Genomic DNA, 14641 nt, shown 5'->3' with positions numbered 1-14641 from the left:
GCTCCATTAAGTACATCAGGTTAAAGGAGTAATAACCGGCGATGGGTTTATCACGGGGGCCTTTGTTCATACAGTTACATTAATAAAATGTGAACAACGAGGCGTCATTGATGCAAACCCTACTGGACACGTCACTGAGTTCTTTTGCGCGGGCAAACCTGCTGCAAGGGCCCACCCCGATTCAGCGGGCCGAACGCCTCGAACAGCTATTGGGATTGAAGTCGCAGGGCATCGGCCTGTTTCTCAAGCGCGACGATCACATGTTGATTGGCGGTGGCGGCAACAAGCTGCGCAAGCTGGAATTCCATATCGGAGCGGCGCTGGAGGCCGGGGTCGACACGGTCATTACCGTGGGCGGTCTTCAGTCCAACCATGCGCGCCTGACCGCCGCCGTGTGTGCTCGCCTGGGTATCGCCTGCGAATTGATCCTGACCCGGTCGGTCCCCAAAGCCGATGTGGATTACGAACTCAACGGCAACGTCCTGCTCGATCAGTTGTTTGGCGCACACCTGCAGGTGCTGGCCGGAGGCAGTGACTCAGTCGCCAAGGCCGAGATACGCGCTGCGCAACTGCGGGATGCGGGGCGCAAGGTGCTGGTGATTCCTACGGGTGGTTCAACGCCCCTGGGCAGTCTCGGTTATGCGCGCTGCGCGGCGGAGATCACGCAGCAGGAGACCGAACTGGGCCTGAGCTTCAATCAGGTCGTGGTGCCCAACGGCAGCGCAGGCACCCATGCCGGGCTCGCGGCCGGCTTCCGGTTGCTGGATCGCGGCACCTCGATCGTCAAGTCCTATTCGGTATTATCCGATCGAGACACGTCAGCGGCCAGGACCCTGCAATTGACCCAAGACGCACTGGCGCTGTTGGGCAGCAGCGCCATCGTGCAGCCTGAAGAGATTGTCATCGATGGCAGTCAGCTGGGTGACGGCTACGGCCTGCCGACGCAGGCCATGCAAGACGCAGTGCGCCTGATGGCGCGCGCAGAAGGCTTGCTGATCGACCCGGTGTACTCCGGCAAAGCGTTCGCCGGGCTGTTGGCCGATCTCGGGCAAGGACGCTTCCGTCGCGGGGACAACGTGCTGTTCGTGATGACCGGCGGAACACCGGGCCTTTATGCCTACCGGGAGACCTTGCAGCCCTGAGAATCAATCATCCCGGGTCAGCACTTCCAGCAATTCGATCTCGAAGATCAGGTTCGAATTCGGCGGGATCTTGCCCATTGTCCGCTCGCCATAGGCCAGGTGCGCCGGCACCTGCAACTTGCGCTTGCCGCCGACCTGCATGCCGAGGATGCCCTGGTCCCAGCCCTTGATCACCCGTCCGGTGCCGATCACGCACTGAAACGGCTTGCCCCGGCTGTAGGAAGAGTCGAATTCAGTGCCGTCTTCCAGCCAGCCGCGGTATTGCGTGGTGATCAGCGCGCCCTTGACGGCGACCTTGCCGTCGCCCGGCTGCAGATCGATGATGTGCAATTGGTCGTTCATATTTCTTACTCGTTCACTGTCGCCCGATTATAAGGGCGCGGACGGAGGTTTTCGCAGAATCCGCCGCTGTTGGCAATCCATGGAACCGAAACGCCAACTGCTGCTCAGATGTGTATCGACTTCGTACTCAGGAAAGGATGCTCTGATGACCGACTCACGATCACTGTGCAGTTTCATTCCGCCTTACATCCTCAACCGCATTATTGCCCATGGCTCCGAGCGGCAGCGCTCCAGTGCACTGATTACCCTGACCCATGTGCGCACCCTTCGCCATACGCCGCTGCCCCCGGTGCGATCTGCTGCGGCGATGATCCTGCCGCCCGCCGCTCAACCCGGTCAGGTCCAGCGCAGCATTCATGACGCCCAGGGGAAAATGCTCCTGCCGGGGATGCCTGCCCGCCTTGAAGGCCAGCCGGCGACTGGCGATCCGGCGGTCGATGAAGCCTACGATGCGTTGGGCGCCAGTCATGAGTTCTTCTGGAAGGTGCTCGGCCGCGACTCCATCGACAACAAGGGTTTTGCGCTGATCGGCAGCGTGCACTACGGCCAGGACTACGAGAACGCCTTCTGGAACGGTGCGCAGATGGTATTCGGTGACGGTGACGGCGAAATTTTCGAGCGCTTCACCCGCTCGCTGGATGTGATCGGGCACGAGTTGACCCATGGCGTGATCGAAAGCGAAGCCGGCCTGGTTTACGCCAATCAGTCCGGGGCCTTGAATGAGTCGATATCGGACGTGTTCGGGGTGCTGATCAAGCAACATGTGCTGGGCCATACCGCCGACGAGGCGGACTGGCTGATCGGCGCCGACTTGCTGACACCGCGGATTAAAGGCGTCGGCTTGCGCTCGATGGCCCATCCCGGCACCGCTTATGACGACCCGCTGCTGGGCAAGGACCCGCAACCGGATCACATGCGCGAGTTCGTGATCACCCAGGAGGACAATGGTGGCGTGCACATCAATTCCGGCATCCCCAACCGGGCATTTTATCTCGCGGCCAAGGCATTCGGCGGCTTTGCCTGGGAGAAAGCCGGTCGGATCTGGTATGACACGCTGTGCGACCAAGGCTTGAACAGCGAGGCGTCTTTCAGAGACTTCGCTGCCCTGACCATTGAGCATGCCCGGCAACGTTTTGGCACCGATGAAGCTAAAGTAGTGAAGCATGCCTGGTCCGAAACAGGTGTCGTCCCGACTCAGGAGCAATCATGAAAACCCTGCCAGCACTGGGCGATGATGCCGTGGTACGTCTCTCCCGCCAAGGCGGCGTGGCGGCGATCCATGCCTTGACGCGTCCCCGTCGCATCGAATTCGCGCAATGCGACATTGATCAACGCACGCGGATTTGTTCGGTGCTGGAAGGTTGCCTGGCATTCGAAGGCACGACCCCGGGTCGAGGTGATCAGCGTTTTTATGAAATAGAGGTGCACTTTCGCATCGGTGAGCAGGCTGACCGGATGGTGATGAAAGTGCCTGAAGACCAGGCGCCTGGTGAACTGGTGCACTTGTGGGACAAAGGCGAGGTGTTATAGCCCTGCCGGGGGATCGGGCGGAGAGTCATCGACGGGGCGAATGACTTGTGTAGTCCTGCATTGGCCGAAAGGAAGGGTGGTTGACACTTGTTCAGCGTGATCCGTGAGATCGCCATCGCGGGCAAGCCCGCTCCCACAGGTTTTGCGCCGTACACAAGATATGGGACCCGCATAATCCTTGTGGGAGCGGGCTTGCCCGCGATAGCGGTAAAACAGGCAACATCATCAGCGACTGTAAGACCGCTTTCGCCTGATCGCCACCCGGACCCACCTCGCTCTCACAGTAGATCTTCCGTGAGCTCAGCCTTTATCCTTGCCCCCCCGCCGTACCGAGCTCTGGAGTAAGCCATGCCCCATGAAGGCAACCTGTTGCAAGCCGCTGTCGTGTTTCTGTTCGCGGCGGTGCTCACCGTGCCCCTGGCCAAGCGCCTGCAACTGGGGGCGGTGCTGGGTTATCTGTTTGCTGGCGTCATCATCGGGCCCTCGGTACTGGGGTTGATCGACAATCCGCAAAGCGTCAGCCACATTTCCGAACTCGGGGTGGTGTTGCTGCTGTTCATCATCGGCCTGGAACTGTCGCCGCGACGGTTGTGGGTGATGCGCAAAGCTGTGTTTGGCGTCGGTCTGGCGCAGGTGCTGCTGACGGGTTCGGTGATTGGCGTGTGTGCGCTGTTCGTTTTCGGCCAGTCGTTGAACAGCGCCATCGTCCTGGGGCTGGGTCTGGCACTGTCTTCCACCGCGTTCGGGCTGCAAAGCCTGGCTGAACGCAAGGAGCTGACCAGCCCCCACGGGCGGCTGGCGTTTGCGATCCTGCTGTTCCAGGACATCGCCGCGATCCCGCTGATCGCCATGGTGCCATTGCTGGCCGGTGGTGATCACACCACCACCGCCGCCGAAGATCTGAACCACGGCTTGCGGGTGCTGGGCAGCATCGCGGTGGTGGTGATCGGCGGACGGTATCTGCTGCGCCCGGTGTTCCGGGTGGTGGCCAAGACCGGTTTGCCGGAGGTCTCTACCGCCACCGCGTTGCTGGTCGTCATCGGCACGGCGTGGCTGATGGACCTGGTCGGCGTCTCGATGGCCCTCGGCGCTTTCCTCGCCGGACTGCTGCTGGCGGACTCCGAATACCGCCACGAACTGGAAGCCCAGATCGAGCCGTTCAAAGGCTTGCTGCTGGGGCTGTTTTTCATCAGCGTCGGCATGGGTGCCAACCTGAGCCTGCTGCTCAGCGCACCGATCGTGGTACTGGGCCTGACCCTGCTGCTGATCGCAATCAAACTGCCGCTGCTGTTTGTCGTCGGCCGGTTGGCCGGTGGCCTGGGCAAGGTCAATGCGATTCGCCTTGGCATCGTGCTGGCAGCCGGTGGTGAATTTGCCTTCGTGGTGTTCAAGATCGGCCGCGATCAGGGCTTGTTCGAGCCACGCCTGTACGATTTGCTGGTACTGACGATCACCTTGTCCATGGCCGTCACGCCGTTGCTGTTGCTGTTGTGCGCGCGGCTGGTCAGCCCCAAGGTGCAACCGGTGGTGGTACCGGAGAAATTCCGCGAGATCGATACCGATGCGCCGCGCGTGGTGATTGCCGGCATGGGCCGCATGGGGCAGATCGTGGCGCGGATCCTGCGGGCGCAGAACATCAAGTTCGTGGCGCTGGACACTTCGGTGGAAACCATCGAACTGTCCCGCAGCTTCGGCGGCGTGCCGGTGTTCTACGGTGACCCGATGCGCCCGGAAATCCTTAGCGCGGCCAAGGTCGGTGAGGCGGAGTATTTCGTCATCGCCACGGATGATCCAGACACCAACATCAAGACCGCCGAGCTGGTGCACAGGCTCTATCCGCACATGAAAATCATCGCCAGGGCCCGCAACCGTCAGCATGTGCACCGCTTGATGGACATCGGCGCCGAGGCTATTCGCGAAACCTATTATTCGAGCCTGGAAATGAGTCGGCGGACGCTGGTCGGGCTGGGGCTGAGCCAGGCCCAGGCGGATGCGCGGATCAAGCGCTTCAAGCATCACGATGAACAGGTGCTCGAAGCCCAGCATGCGGTGTATGACGATGCGGCGAAGGTGTTGCAGACGGCGCAGGAAGCGCGGGCGGAACTGGCCAGGTTGTTTGAGTCGGACCAGTTGGAAGAGCAATCGGCTAAGAATTGAGGTGAATGTAAGGGCCCTTTCGCGAGCAAGCCCGCTCCCACATTGGATCTCGGTCATCCACAAAATTTGTGTCCGCTGGAGATCAAATGTGGGAGCGGGCTTGCTCCGGGCGGCGATCCGTCGAAGAACGATAACGCGGTGTACCGGGTACAAAACGACTTCAAAGGAATCCACAATGGCTGCCGATCAATCCTCCCCCGCTCTGAAAGAAATCTTCAACGCCGAGCGCCTGCAGCACATCGCCACCGAGATGACCGCGGTCTACCCCGGGTTCAACGCCACGGCCTTCCTTGAAATGGCCAACGACGGGCTTGCGCAATTGTCGATCATGCAGCGCATGGGCAGGGTCAGCGAATGCCTGCACGCGGTCCTGCCGCTGAGTTATGAAGAAACGCTGGAGGTGCTTTACGCCCTCGCCCCGCGGCTGAACAGCGGCTTCGTCAGCATCTCGTTACCGCACTACGTCGCGACCTACGGCGCTGACCAGTTCGAGCTGTCCATGGACGCACTCAAATACTTCACCGCGTTCGGTTCATCAGAGTTCGCGATCCGGCACTTCCTGCGCAGCGACCTGAAACCCACGCTGGCGCAGATGCACCACTGGTCCCTGGATGCCAACGAACATGTCCGGCGCCTGGCCAGCGAAGGCAGCCGACCGCGTCTGCCGTGGTCGTTTCGCCTGGAGCGAATCCAGGCCGACCCGACACTCGCCGCCGCCATTCTCGACAATCTCAAGGCCGACGCCAGCCCGTATGTGCGCAAGTCGGTGGCCAACCACCTCAACGACATCACCAAGGATCATCCCGAATGGGTGCTCGACCTGCTCGAGCGCTGGTCACTGGAAAACAAACACACCGCATGGATCGCCAGACATGCCCTGCGCAGCCTGATCAAGCAAGGCAACCCCCGGGCGCTGGCAATCATTGGCGCGGGCGGCAAGCCTGAGGTCGAGATCATCGGGGCGAAGGTGGAACCGCCGGTGATTCGCCTGGGCGAAAAAATCAGCCTGTCCTTTACCATGAAATCCACGGTGCCGGACAGTCAGCGACTGGTGATCGACTACGCCATCGATTACGTCAAAGCCAATGGCAGCACCTCGGCGAAGGTGTTCAAGCTCAAGGCCCTGACGCTGCCCGGCAAGGCCACCGAGTCCATTGCCCGAGGCCAGCACATCAAGGAGCTGACCACCCGCCGGCATTACGCCGGCAGGCACGCCGTGCATATTCTGGTGAACGGTGAGCGCCTGGCCAGCACGGGGTTCGAGATTATCGCTGACGTCGATTGAGTGCATTGCCGGATCGAACGGGCAACATGCGCGTCAACGTGTTATCCCGAACCCAGTAGTGATGGAACAACCCCGCCGCGGCGTGCGCTCCGATCAGCCAGTAACCGCTGCTGCCGAGCAGTTCGTGCCAGTACTTGAACTGCTTTGCCAGGTCCGGATCGACGGCAACCGGCGACGGCAGGAAGAAGCCGAAATATGGCATCGGCTTGCCCGCCGCCGACAGCATCAGCCAGGCCAATAGGGGGGTGGCGATCATCAACCCATATAGCGCCAGATGCATCAGGTGCGAAATGCCGGTCTGCCAACCGGGCAAGGCCGGGGTGATCGGGGGTCGAGGCGTCAGGCGCCCGAGCAATCGCACCCAGACCAACCCAAAAATGCTCAGCCCGAACAAGCCATGTAACCCGAGAAACAATCCTCTCAAAGCGTGCCCCTTGGGCAGCAGGCCTTTGATTTCGATGCAGGCATAGACGCCGACAAACAGCGCCAGCATCAGCCAGTGCAAGGTGATCGACAATGTTCCATACCGCTGAGTCGTTGAATTGCGGGTCATCGTGAGCCTCGTTAACGTCATGCCCGGCTGCCGATTCATTCGCGCAATCCGGATCCGGTTTAGCACCGAAATCGACTGACGACACTTTGCCCGGCCAGTCTTAAGACAATCTGAAGAAAGCGTCGACCACTCTTTCTCCACCTTCAGACTTCGTTAAGAATTGCCCCCGATACTCCTCCCACACTGACCCCGGGAGGCGTCTTCCAATGCCCGATTTTGACTGGAACATCCCTCTGCCCCTGCGGTTCGGCCAAGCCGAAACCCCGCAAACGAGTCTGGCCAGAGCCCTGCCGGGCGACCCCCAACGTCCCCTCTTCGAATCCTTTATCCAGCAACGTTTCCGCAAGGCTCACGGGGCCGACATTCGTCATTTCATGCCGGAACTGTTCGGTATGCACACCGCCTCAGGCGCACTGTGTGCGGTGGCCGGCGTGCGCCTGGCCAGCAGCGGACAACTGTTTCTGGAGCGTTACCTGGATGAACCGATCGAGCCGCTGATCAGTGCCGCGGCCGATCGCCCCGTGGACCGGGCCGATATCGTCGAGGTGGGCAACCTGGCTGCCAGCGACACCGGCAGTGCGCGCATGAGCATCATCGCCATCACTTACCTGTTGGCCATGGGTGGCCTGGATTGGGTGGCGTTCACCGGCCACATCGGCCTGGTGAACAGCTTTCATCGCCTGGGTTTGAAACCCGTGACCCTTTGCGCTGCCGATCCCGCGCGATTGGGTGAAGACCGCCACAGCTGGGGCAGTTATTACGAGAGCAAGCCCTGGGTGCATGTCGGCAACATCCGCGCCGGCTTCATCCATCTGCGCAACATCGGGCTGTTCAACCGCCTGGGATTACCATCGTCCATCGAGGAGTCCAGCCATGTCGCCTGAAATGGAGCGTTTCAGACAGACCCTGCGCCGCCATGCCGAACGCAAGACCAATGCCATCGCCTTGTGGGGCGATCAACTGAAAGTGGACTACGCCACGCTATACGCCGAAGTGGTGTATCGCCAGCAGCGGTTGCGCGATGAAAACGTCAAGGTGGTCGCACTGGCGCTGGATAATGGCGCCGAAGCCATGCTCTGGGACCTGGCCACGCTGTTCGAAGGCCTGACCTGCCTGGCGTTGCCGGCCTTTTTCAGCCCGGCTCAACGCAGCCATTGCCTGGCGCAGAGCCAGGCCGAGCTGGTGATTGCCGAACCGGAAATGGAACCCGAGCTGCAAAGCGCCGGGTATGAGAAACGCGGTGAGTTCTGGCGTCGCAACTTCAGCGGCCCGAAGCGGATGCCCGAAGGCACCGCCAAACTGACCTTCACGTCCGGCACCACGGGCACGCCGAAAGGCGTGTGCCTGAGTGCCGAAAGCATTCTGCGAGTCGCCCGCGAGCTGGATCAGGCCAGTAAACCCACCGATCCACAGCACCATCTGGCCCTGCTGCCCCTGGCGATCCTGCTGGAAAATATCGGTTGTTATGCCGCGTTATACGCAGGGGCCACGCTGAGCGTGCCGAGTCAGAAAACCCTGGGCATCGAGGGTGCCAGTGGCGTTGATCTGCCGCGCTTGCTCGGTTGCCTGGCCAGCCGCGCGCCCGAGAGTCTGATCCTGGTGCCGCAGTTGCTACTGATACTGGTCAGCGCCGCCGAGCAAAAGGCCTTCTCCCCCCACTCGTTGCGTTTTGTCGCGGTGGGGGGCGCGCGGGTTGCCGAGCAATTGCTGCAGCGCGCGCAACGTGTCGGCCTGCCGGTTTACGAGGGCTACGGCCTGTCGGAGTGCGCATCGGTGGTGTGCCTCAATCGACCGCAAGCACGACGCCCCGGCAGCGTCGGCCAGCCCCTGCCGACTGTGCAGATTCGCCTCGCCGACGATGGCGAAGTGCTGATCAAGGGGTCGACCCTGCTCGGTTATCTGGGCGAGGCGCCGTACACCGGCGAATGGTGGCCCAGCGGCGATCTGGGCGAGTTCGATTCCGAGGGTTTCCTCTACCTCAAGGGACGCAAGAAACACCAATTCGTCACCAGTTTCGGGCGCAACGTGAACCCGGAGTGGGTCGAGGCCGAATTGACCCAGCGCCGTCATATCGCCCAGGCCTTCGTCTATGGCGAAGCCATGCCCCGCAACCATGCGCTGCTCTGGCCCCATCGCCCGGATTGCACCGACGAACAACTGGCAGCCGCCGTGACTGAAGCCAACGAGGCCTTGCCCGATTACGCCCGGGTCCATCACTGGAGCCGTCTGGATCAACCCTTCACCGCCGCCAATGGCCTGTTGACCGCCAACGGCCGACCACGTCGCAATGCAATCGTCGAGCGTTACCGGGCGCAGCTGACCGAACCCGCCCTTTGCGAGGAATCCGCATCATGAGTTTTTTCGACAGGCTACAAGAAGCGACCCGGCACGAACGCCATGAACTGTTCAATCTGCCCATCATTCGTGACGCCCTCGCCGGCCAGGTCAGCCTGGAAAGTTACCGGGCCTTCCTGGCGCAAGCCTATTACCACGTGCGCCACACCGTGCCATTGATGATGGCGTGCGGGGCGCGCCTGCCATCGCGCCTTGAATGGCTGCGTGAAGCCGTGTGCGAGTACATCGAGGAAGAATACGGCCACGAACAATGGGTGCTCAATGACATCGAGGCTTGCGGCGGCGACAAGGACGCGGTGCGCGGTGGCCGGCCGTCCTTGCCGATCGAACTGATGGTCAGTTTTCTCTACGACTTGATCGCCCGGGACAACCCGGTCGGCCTGTTCGGCATGGTCAATGTGCTGGAAGGCACCAGCATCGCCCTGGCCACCCACGCCGCCGACGGAATCCGCGAACGCCTGGACCTGCCGCAAAGCGCCTTCAGCTACCTAGACTCCCACGGCTCCCTGGATATCGAGCATATGCAGACCTATCGCCGGCTGATGAACAAACTGGAGGATCCGAGCGACCAGGCCGCCGTGATCCACGCGTCCAAAGTCGTGTACAGACTCTATGCCGATATGTTCCTTGGCTTGCCACGGGACGGGGAGAACCTGAATGCACTTGTCTGAGGCTTGCGTTGTTTTGACCGGTGCCAGTGGAGGGATCGGACTGGCCATCGCCTCCGCCCTGTGCGCCAGTGGAGCCCGGGTGCTGGCGGTGGCCCGACATCGGGAACCGCTGAAACCCTTGCTCGAGCGTTACCCGCAGCACCTGTGCTGGATCGGCGCCGACCTGACCCTGGTTGCGGACCGACACAAAGTGCTGGTCGCGGCCGAGATCATTGGCGGCGTCAACCTGCTGATCAACGCCGCGGGCATCAATCACTTCGCCATGCTTGAACAGTTGGAAGACAGTGACATCGACGCCATGCTGGCGGTGAACATCAGCGCACCGATTTGCCTGACCAGAACCTTGCTGCCCCTGCTCAAGCAAGCCGAGAGCGCGATGGTGGTGAACGTCGGCTCGACCTATGGCTCGATCGGCTACCCCGGTTATGCCAGCTATTGCGCCAGCAAGTTTGCGTTGCGCGGCTTTTCCGAAGCCTTGCGCCGGGAACTGGCGGACACCCGGGTCGGTGTTCTCTATGTCGCCCCCCGTGCGACTCGCACGAGCATGAATAGCCCGGCGGCGCAGGCCTTGAATGACGCACTCAAATCCAATGTCGACGACCCGCAGAAGGTCGCTTCGGCGGTGATGCACGCCATCGCCGGCGACCGCCGCGACTTGTACCTGGGCTGGCCGGAACGCTTTTTCGTGCGCCTCAACAGCTTGCTGCCGAACCTGGTGGACCGCGGCTTGCGCAAGCACTTGCCACTGATCCGCCGCCTCAGTCAAAAACGTGAAAACGAGCATATGGAACCATGAAAAAATTGACCTTTTGCCTGCTGCTGGGGGCCTTGAGCCAGAGCGTATGGGCCCTGGACGCTGCAGACCAGCAGCGTCTCACCGGCATCCAGCAAAGCTGGGCGCATATTCAATACGAACTGCCTGCCGAGCAACGCACCGCAGCCTTCGAAAAACTTGCCGCCCAGGCGTCGGCCTTTACCCGGGAGCGCCAGTCGGTGGCCGAGGCGTGGATCTGGTCCGGCATCGTCACCAGCAGTTGGGCCGGAGCCCAGGGCGGGCTTGGTGCGCTGAGCAAGGTCAAGGACGCCAAGGTCGATCTGGAAACTGCCCTGAACCTGGACCCCAAAGCCCTGCAAGGTTCGGCCTACACCAGCCTTGGTGCACTGTACGACCGCGTACCGGGCTGGCCCATCGGATTCGGCGACGCCGACAAGGCCGGGCAATTGCTCAAACAAGCCTTGCAACTCAACCCGAACGGCATCGATAGTCTGTACTTCTGGGGCGATCACCTCTACCGTCAAAAGCGCTACAGCGAAGCCAGGGGCGCACTGCAGAAAGCCTTGCAGGCAGATCCGCGACCCGGCCGCGAAACCGCCGACGCCGGGCGCCGTAAAGAGATCCAGGCATTGCTGGTGGATGTGAACAAGAAACTCAACTGACAGGAGTCCGTGTGCGCTTATTACTGATCGAGGACGACATCGCCCTGGGCGAAGGCATCCATCAGGCCCTGGTCCGCGAGGGCTACACGGTCGACTGGTTGCAGGACGGCAGCAGTGCCTTGCATTCGCTGCTCAGTGAAACCTTTGACCTGGCGGTGCTTGACCTTGGCCTGCCACGCATGGACGGGCTCGAAGTGCTGCGGCGCTTGCGTGACAGTGGTTCCAACCTGCCCGTACTGATCCTCACCGCCCGGGATGCCACCGAAGACCGCATCGCCGGACTGGATGCCGGGGCTGACGATTACCTGATCAAGCCCTTCGACCTGGCGGAACTCAAGGCCCGCCTGCGGGCCTTGTTGCGGCGCAGTGCCGGTCGCGCCCACGCGCTGATCGAACACGCCGGCATCAGCCTGAACCCCGGGACCCAGCAGGTCAACTATCAGGGTGAGCCGGTGGCCCTGACCCCCAAGGAATATCAGCTATTGCATGAACTGCTCTCGCCTCCGGGCCGGGTCATGACCCGCGATCATCTGATGCAATTGCTCTACGGCTGGAACGAGGAAGCGGAAAGCAACACCCTGGAGGTGCACATCCACCATCTGCGCAAGAAATTTTCCAGCGACCTGATCCGTACCGTCCGGGGTGTCGGTTACCTGGTCGAGGAGCGTCGATGACGTCGATTCGGCGTCGCACCCTGACACTGATCATCGGCCTGATGCTCGCTGGCTTTGCGGTGATCAGCGCGCTCAATCTGCATGACAGCAACCACGAAATCGCCGAAGTCTACGATGCCCAATTGGCCCAGAATGCCCGCCTGCTGCAGGGTGTGATGCGCATGCCCATGGCGAGCAAGGAACACACCGAGTTGTATCAGGCGTTCAACACGGCCTTGAGCGAAGCGGTCCCCAGGGTCGATGGCCATCCCTATGAGAGCAAGCTTGCCTTTCAGGTGTGGAATCCCAAGGGCGAAGTGCTAGTGCATACGGCCAGCGCGCCCGCCTTGACCGCTGTCCCGTCGAAACCCGGCTTCAGCGATGTGGTGGACCTGCATAATCGCCATTGGCGCGCGTTCATGCTCGAGGACAAACACAATGACCTGCGGATCTGGGTCGGCGAGCGAGACGACGTGCGTTCGGACCTGGTGGAACGGATCGTACAGCACACCCTGTGGCCCAATGTGCTGGGCAGCCTGATTCTCGCGGCAATGGTCTGGCTGGCGATTGGCTGGGGCCTCAAGCCTCTGGCGGATATGGCGGCGACATTGCGGGCGCGGCACAGCGGGTCGCTGGAACCGCTGCAACTGACCCCGCTGCCCAGCGAACTGGAGCCGATGCAGGCGGCGCTCAATCGCATGCTCGCGCAGATCCAGGAAGTGCTCGGCCGCGAGCGGCGCTTCATCGCCGACGCCGCCCATGAAATGCGCACGCCCCTGGCCGTGCTGCGGGTACACGCACAAAACCTGCTGGAGGCCGGTACCGAACAGGAACGCCGCGAATCCCTGGAATTTCTGATCGCGGGGGTCGATCGTACCAGCCGCCTGGTCAACCAGTTGCTGACCATGGCCCGCCTGGAACCCAACACCGTGACACCGGTGTTGCACCCCATCGACCTGACCGAAACCGTACGCGCGAGCCTGGTTCAGCTCACCCCCTGGCTGCTGAGTAAAAACCTGGAGTTGGCCTTCGACGTCAATGAACGTCCGATCAAAGTGGTCGCCGACGCCGCCGCCATCGACATTGCCCTGAACAACCTGATCAGCAATGCCGCGAACTTTTCACCCGGGCATGGCGTGATCAGGGTGCAATTGAGCCAGGCCGACGGGTTCTATAACTTGAGCGTCGAGGACCAGGGCCCTGGCATCGACGAAGCGGATCGCGGGCGCTTGTTCGAACGCTTCTACAGTCGGGGGAACGCGCAAGGGGGTGGACTGGGGCTGACGATCGTCAACACCATCGCCACTCGACTGGGTGGACGGATCACTCTGGTCAACCGGCCTGAAGGCGGGTTACGGGCGACCCTGTCGATTCCGGACGGTCAACGGCGAGATCCGTTGCAGCGCACTACCCGCGATCTTCCTTCCAACAACTGAAACCACCGTTTCTGTAGGAGCTGCCGCAGGCTGCGATCTTTTGGCGTCATTGGCAGCGCCCGTAGATCAAGATCAAAAGATCGCAGCCTGCGGCAGCTCCTACAGGGGATCGGGGCCCAGCAATAGAGCCTGTTCGCTCTCGCACAGCTGCACCACGTAATCCCACAACACCCGCAGCCGCACCGACTTGTGCAACTCGCGGCGGGTGCTGATCCAGTAGCTGCGCAGGATGCTTTCTTGCGGCAATAACGGCACCAGACCGGGATCGGCGCTCGCCATATAGCACGGCAACACGGCGATCCCCAACCCCGAGCGCGCGGCCTGTTGCTGGGCGATGACGCTGGTGCTGTGGAAGACCACCTGCGGGTTGCGGCAGAAACTGTTGAGGAACATCAATTCCTGGCTGAACAGCAGGTCGTCGACATAGCCGATCCAGGCATGGCGTCCCAGATCTTCGCGGCTGTGCAGCGCCGGCGAGCGGTCCAGATAGTCCTGGCTGGCATAGAGCGCCAGGCGATAGTCGGTGAGTTTGCGGGTGACCAGCATATCGGCGGCCGGGCGTTCCAGGTGGATGCTGATCTCGGCTTCGCGGTTGAGGATGCTGACGAAGCGCGGCACCGCCACCAGCTCTACTTCCAGCCCTGGATAACGCTCGAACAGGCCGTTCATGCGGCTGGCGAGGAACATGATGCCCAGGCCTTCCGTGACCCCGAGGCGAATCTTGCCCAGCGGCGCCGTGGATTGGGTGATCTCTTCCTGGGCCAGCAAGGCGACGTTTTCCATGGCTTCGGCGTGCTTGAGCAGCGCTTCGCCGGCCGGGGTCAACTCATAGCCTTGGGCGTGCTGAACGAAAAGCGCAGTGCCGAGGCTCTTTTCGATGGCCTCGATGTGCCGGGCCACGGTGGCGTGGGTGGTGTTCAAACGGCGGGCAGCGGTGAGCAAACGCCCGCTGCGCTGCAACTCGAGAAAAAACCGCAGGTCATTCCAGTCGAACATGAATCATCCTTGAGGCTTCGCTATTAAAGTCGCTGTCTAAAAACGCACAGCGGCTGCGCAAAAACTAACATTCTTTTGACGAAA

Annotated in this window: 15 protein-coding genes; 12 read left to right on the top strand and 3 right to left on the bottom strand. The window is 61.6% G+C overall.

Annotated features, from left to right (window positions below):
• Positions 1 to 110: 110 nt before the first annotated feature.
• Entirely contained in the window at positions 111 to 1142 is a 1032-nt protein-coding gene (locus ACA067_RS13260; RefSeq protein WP_497462175.1) for a D-cysteine desulfhydrase family protein, read from the top strand.
• Positions 1143 to 1145: 3 nt separating this feature from the next.
• Here the strand turns inward: ACA067_RS13260 and ACA067_RS13255 are convergent, their stop codons facing one another.
• The gene (locus tag ACA067_RS13255; RefSeq protein WP_497462174.1) at positions 1146 to 1484 is read right to left on the bottom strand and encodes an FKBP-type peptidyl-prolyl cis-trans isomerase; all 339 of its coding nucleotides are present in this window, start codon (positions 1482 to 1484) and stop codon (positions 1146 to 1148) included.
• A 145-nt stretch (positions 1485 to 1629) separates the two neighbouring features.
• Here ACA067_RS13255 and ACA067_RS13250 point away from each other — a divergent pair, with 145 nt between their 5' ends.
• The 4 genes from ACA067_RS13250 to ACA067_RS13235 all read left to right on the top strand — a co-directional run bounded on the left by ACA067_RS13250 (position 1630) and on the right by ACA067_RS13235 (position 6456).
• Positions 1630 to 2694 (top strand): M4 family metallopeptidase, encoded by a 1065-nt coding sequence (locus ACA067_RS13250; protein WP_497462173.1) that lies wholly within the window; start codon positions 1630 to 1632, stop codon positions 2692 to 2694.
• Positions 2691 to 3014: a protealysin inhibitor emfourin gene (locus ACA067_RS13245; RefSeq protein ID WP_497462172.1), complete on the top strand. Its 324-nt coding sequence runs from the start codon at positions 2691 to 2693 to the stop codon at positions 3012 to 3014. The genes ACA067_RS13250 and ACA067_RS13245 overlap by 4 nt, the downstream gene beginning before the upstream one ends.
• Positions 3015 to 3362: 348 nt before the next feature.
• A complete protein-coding gene (locus tag ACA067_RS13240) occupies positions 3363 to 5171 on the top strand; it encodes a monovalent cation:proton antiporter-2 (CPA2) family protein (protein ID WP_497462171.1) in 1809 nt (602 codons plus the stop codon).
• A gap of 175 nt (positions 5172 to 5346) precedes the next feature.
• Complete coding sequence (locus ACA067_RS13235; protein ID WP_497462170.1) at positions 5347 to 6456, top strand: DNA alkylation repair protein; 1110 nt, start codon at positions 5347 to 5349, stop codon at positions 6454 to 6456.
• Here the strand turns inward: ACA067_RS13235 and ACA067_RS13230 are convergent.
• Positions 6437 to 7009 carry a cytochrome b gene (locus tag ACA067_RS13230; protein ID WP_497462169.1) on the bottom strand — a complete coding sequence of 191 codons (573 nt, stop codon included), beginning with the start codon at positions 7007 to 7009 and terminating at the stop codon, positions 6437 to 6439. The genes ACA067_RS13235 and ACA067_RS13230 overlap by 20 nt on opposite strands.
• A gap of 206 nt (positions 7010 to 7215) precedes the next feature.
• Here ACA067_RS13230 and ACA067_RS13225 point away from each other — a divergent pair, with 206 nt between their 5' ends.
• The 7 genes from ACA067_RS13225 to ACA067_RS13195 are packed head-to-tail and all read left to right on the top strand — an operon-like array spanning position 7216 to position 13561.
• Positions 7216 to 7893, top strand: a complete 678-nt coding sequence (locus ACA067_RS13225) for a thermostable hemolysin (RefSeq protein WP_497462168.1) — start codon at positions 7216 to 7218, stop codon at positions 7891 to 7893.
• Positions 7883 to 9364: an AMP-binding protein gene (locus ACA067_RS13220; protein ID WP_497462167.1), complete on the top strand. Its 1482-nt coding sequence runs from the start codon at positions 7883 to 7885 to the stop codon at positions 9362 to 9364. Before ACA067_RS13225 ends, ACA067_RS13220 begins: the two co-directional genes overlap by 11 nt.
• Positions 9361 to 10035 (top strand): iron-containing redox enzyme family protein, encoded by a 675-nt coding sequence (locus ACA067_RS13215; protein WP_497462166.1) that lies wholly within the window; start codon positions 9361 to 9363, stop codon positions 10033 to 10035. The genes ACA067_RS13220 and ACA067_RS13215 overlap by 4 nt, the downstream gene beginning before the upstream one ends.
• Positions 10022 to 10831: an SDR family oxidoreductase gene (locus tag ACA067_RS13210; protein WP_497462165.1), complete on the top strand. Its 810-nt coding sequence runs from the start codon at positions 10022 to 10024 to the stop codon at positions 10829 to 10831. The genes ACA067_RS13215 and ACA067_RS13210 overlap by 14 nt, the downstream gene beginning before the upstream one ends.
• The gene (locus ACA067_RS13205; RefSeq protein ID WP_497462164.1) at positions 10828 to 11472 is read left to right on the top strand and encodes a tetratricopeptide repeat protein; all 645 of its coding nucleotides are present in this window, start codon (positions 10828 to 10830) and stop codon (positions 11470 to 11472) included. Before ACA067_RS13210 ends, ACA067_RS13205 begins: the two co-directional genes overlap by 4 nt.
• An 11-nt stretch (positions 11473 to 11483) precedes the next feature.
• Positions 11484 to 12146, top strand: coding sequence for a response regulator (locus ACA067_RS13200; protein WP_497456979.1), 663 nt, complete (start codon positions 11484 to 11486; stop codon positions 12144 to 12146).
• Positions 12143 to 13561, top strand: coding sequence for an ATP-binding protein (locus ACA067_RS13195; protein WP_497462163.1), 1419 nt, complete (start codon positions 12143 to 12145; stop codon positions 13559 to 13561). Before ACA067_RS13200 ends, ACA067_RS13195 begins: the two co-directional genes overlap by 4 nt.
• Before the next feature lie 99 nt (positions 13562 to 13660).
• Here ACA067_RS13195 and ACA067_RS13190 read toward each other — a convergent pair whose 3' ends face one another.
• The gene (locus tag ACA067_RS13190) at positions 13661 to 14557 is read right to left on the bottom strand and encodes a LysR family transcriptional regulator (protein WP_497462162.1); all 897 of its coding nucleotides are present in this window, start codon (positions 14555 to 14557) and stop codon (positions 13661 to 13663) included.
• Positions 14558 to 14641 lie beyond the last annotated feature (84 nt).

This window comes from Pseudomonas sp. LBUM1674 (assembly GCF_059695635.1).
Note: the sequence above shows the minus strand (reverse complement) of the source record. Positions and strands in the feature narration are given on the sequence as shown.

Bases quoted from the DNA above. Each gene is read 5' to 3' on its own strand.
- ACA067_RS13260 (WP_497462175.1), top strand. From the start codon at position 111: ATGCAAACCCTACTGGACACGTCACTGAGTTCTTTTGCGCGGGCAAAC.
- ACA067_RS13210 (WP_497462165.1), top strand. From the start codon at position 10,022: ATGCACTTGTCTGAGGCTTGCGTTGTTTTGACCGGTGCCAGTGGAGGG.
- ACA067_RS13195 (WP_497462163.1), top strand. From the start codon at position 12,143: ATGACGTCGATTCGGCGTCGCACCCTGACACTGATCATCGGCCTGATG.
- ACA067_RS13215 (WP_497462166.1), top strand. From the start codon at position 9,361: ATGAGTTTTTTCGACAGGCTACAAGAAGCGACCCGGCACGAACGCCAT.
- ACA067_RS13250 (WP_497462173.1), top strand. From the start codon at position 1,630: ATGACCGACTCACGATCACTGTGCAGTTTCATTCCGCCTTACATCCTC.
- ACA067_RS13220 (WP_497462167.1), top strand. From the start codon at position 7,883: ATGTCGCCTGAAATGGAGCGTTTCAGACAGACCCTGCGCCGCCATGCC.
- ACA067_RS13225 (WP_497462168.1), top strand. From the start codon at position 7,216: ATGCCCGATTTTGACTGGAACATCCCTCTGCCCCTGCGGTTCGGCCAA.
- ACA067_RS13235 (WP_497462170.1), top strand. From the start codon at position 5,347: ATGGCTGCCGATCAATCCTCCCCCGCTCTGAAAGAAATCTTCAACGCC.
- ACA067_RS13255 (WP_497462174.1), bottom strand. From the start codon at position 1,484: ATGAACGACCAATTGCACATCATCGATCTGCAGCCGGGCGACGGCAAG.
- ACA067_RS13230 (WP_497462169.1), bottom strand. From the start codon at position 7,009: ATGACCCGCAATTCAACGACTCAGCGGTATGGAACATTGTCGATCACC.
- ACA067_RS13205 (WP_497462164.1), top strand. From the start codon at position 10,828: ATGAAAAAATTGACCTTTTGCCTGCTGCTGGGGGCCTTGAGCCAGAGC.
- ACA067_RS13190 (WP_497462162.1), bottom strand. From the start codon at position 14,557: ATGTTCGACTGGAATGACCTGCGGTTTTTTCTCGAGTTGCAGCGCAGC.
- ACA067_RS13240 (WP_497462171.1), top strand. From the start codon at position 3,363: ATGCCCCATGAAGGCAACCTGTTGCAAGCCGCTGTCGTGTTTCTGTTC.
- ACA067_RS13245 (WP_497462172.1), top strand. From the start codon at position 2,691: ATGAAAACCCTGCCAGCACTGGGCGATGATGCCGTGGTACGTCTCTCC.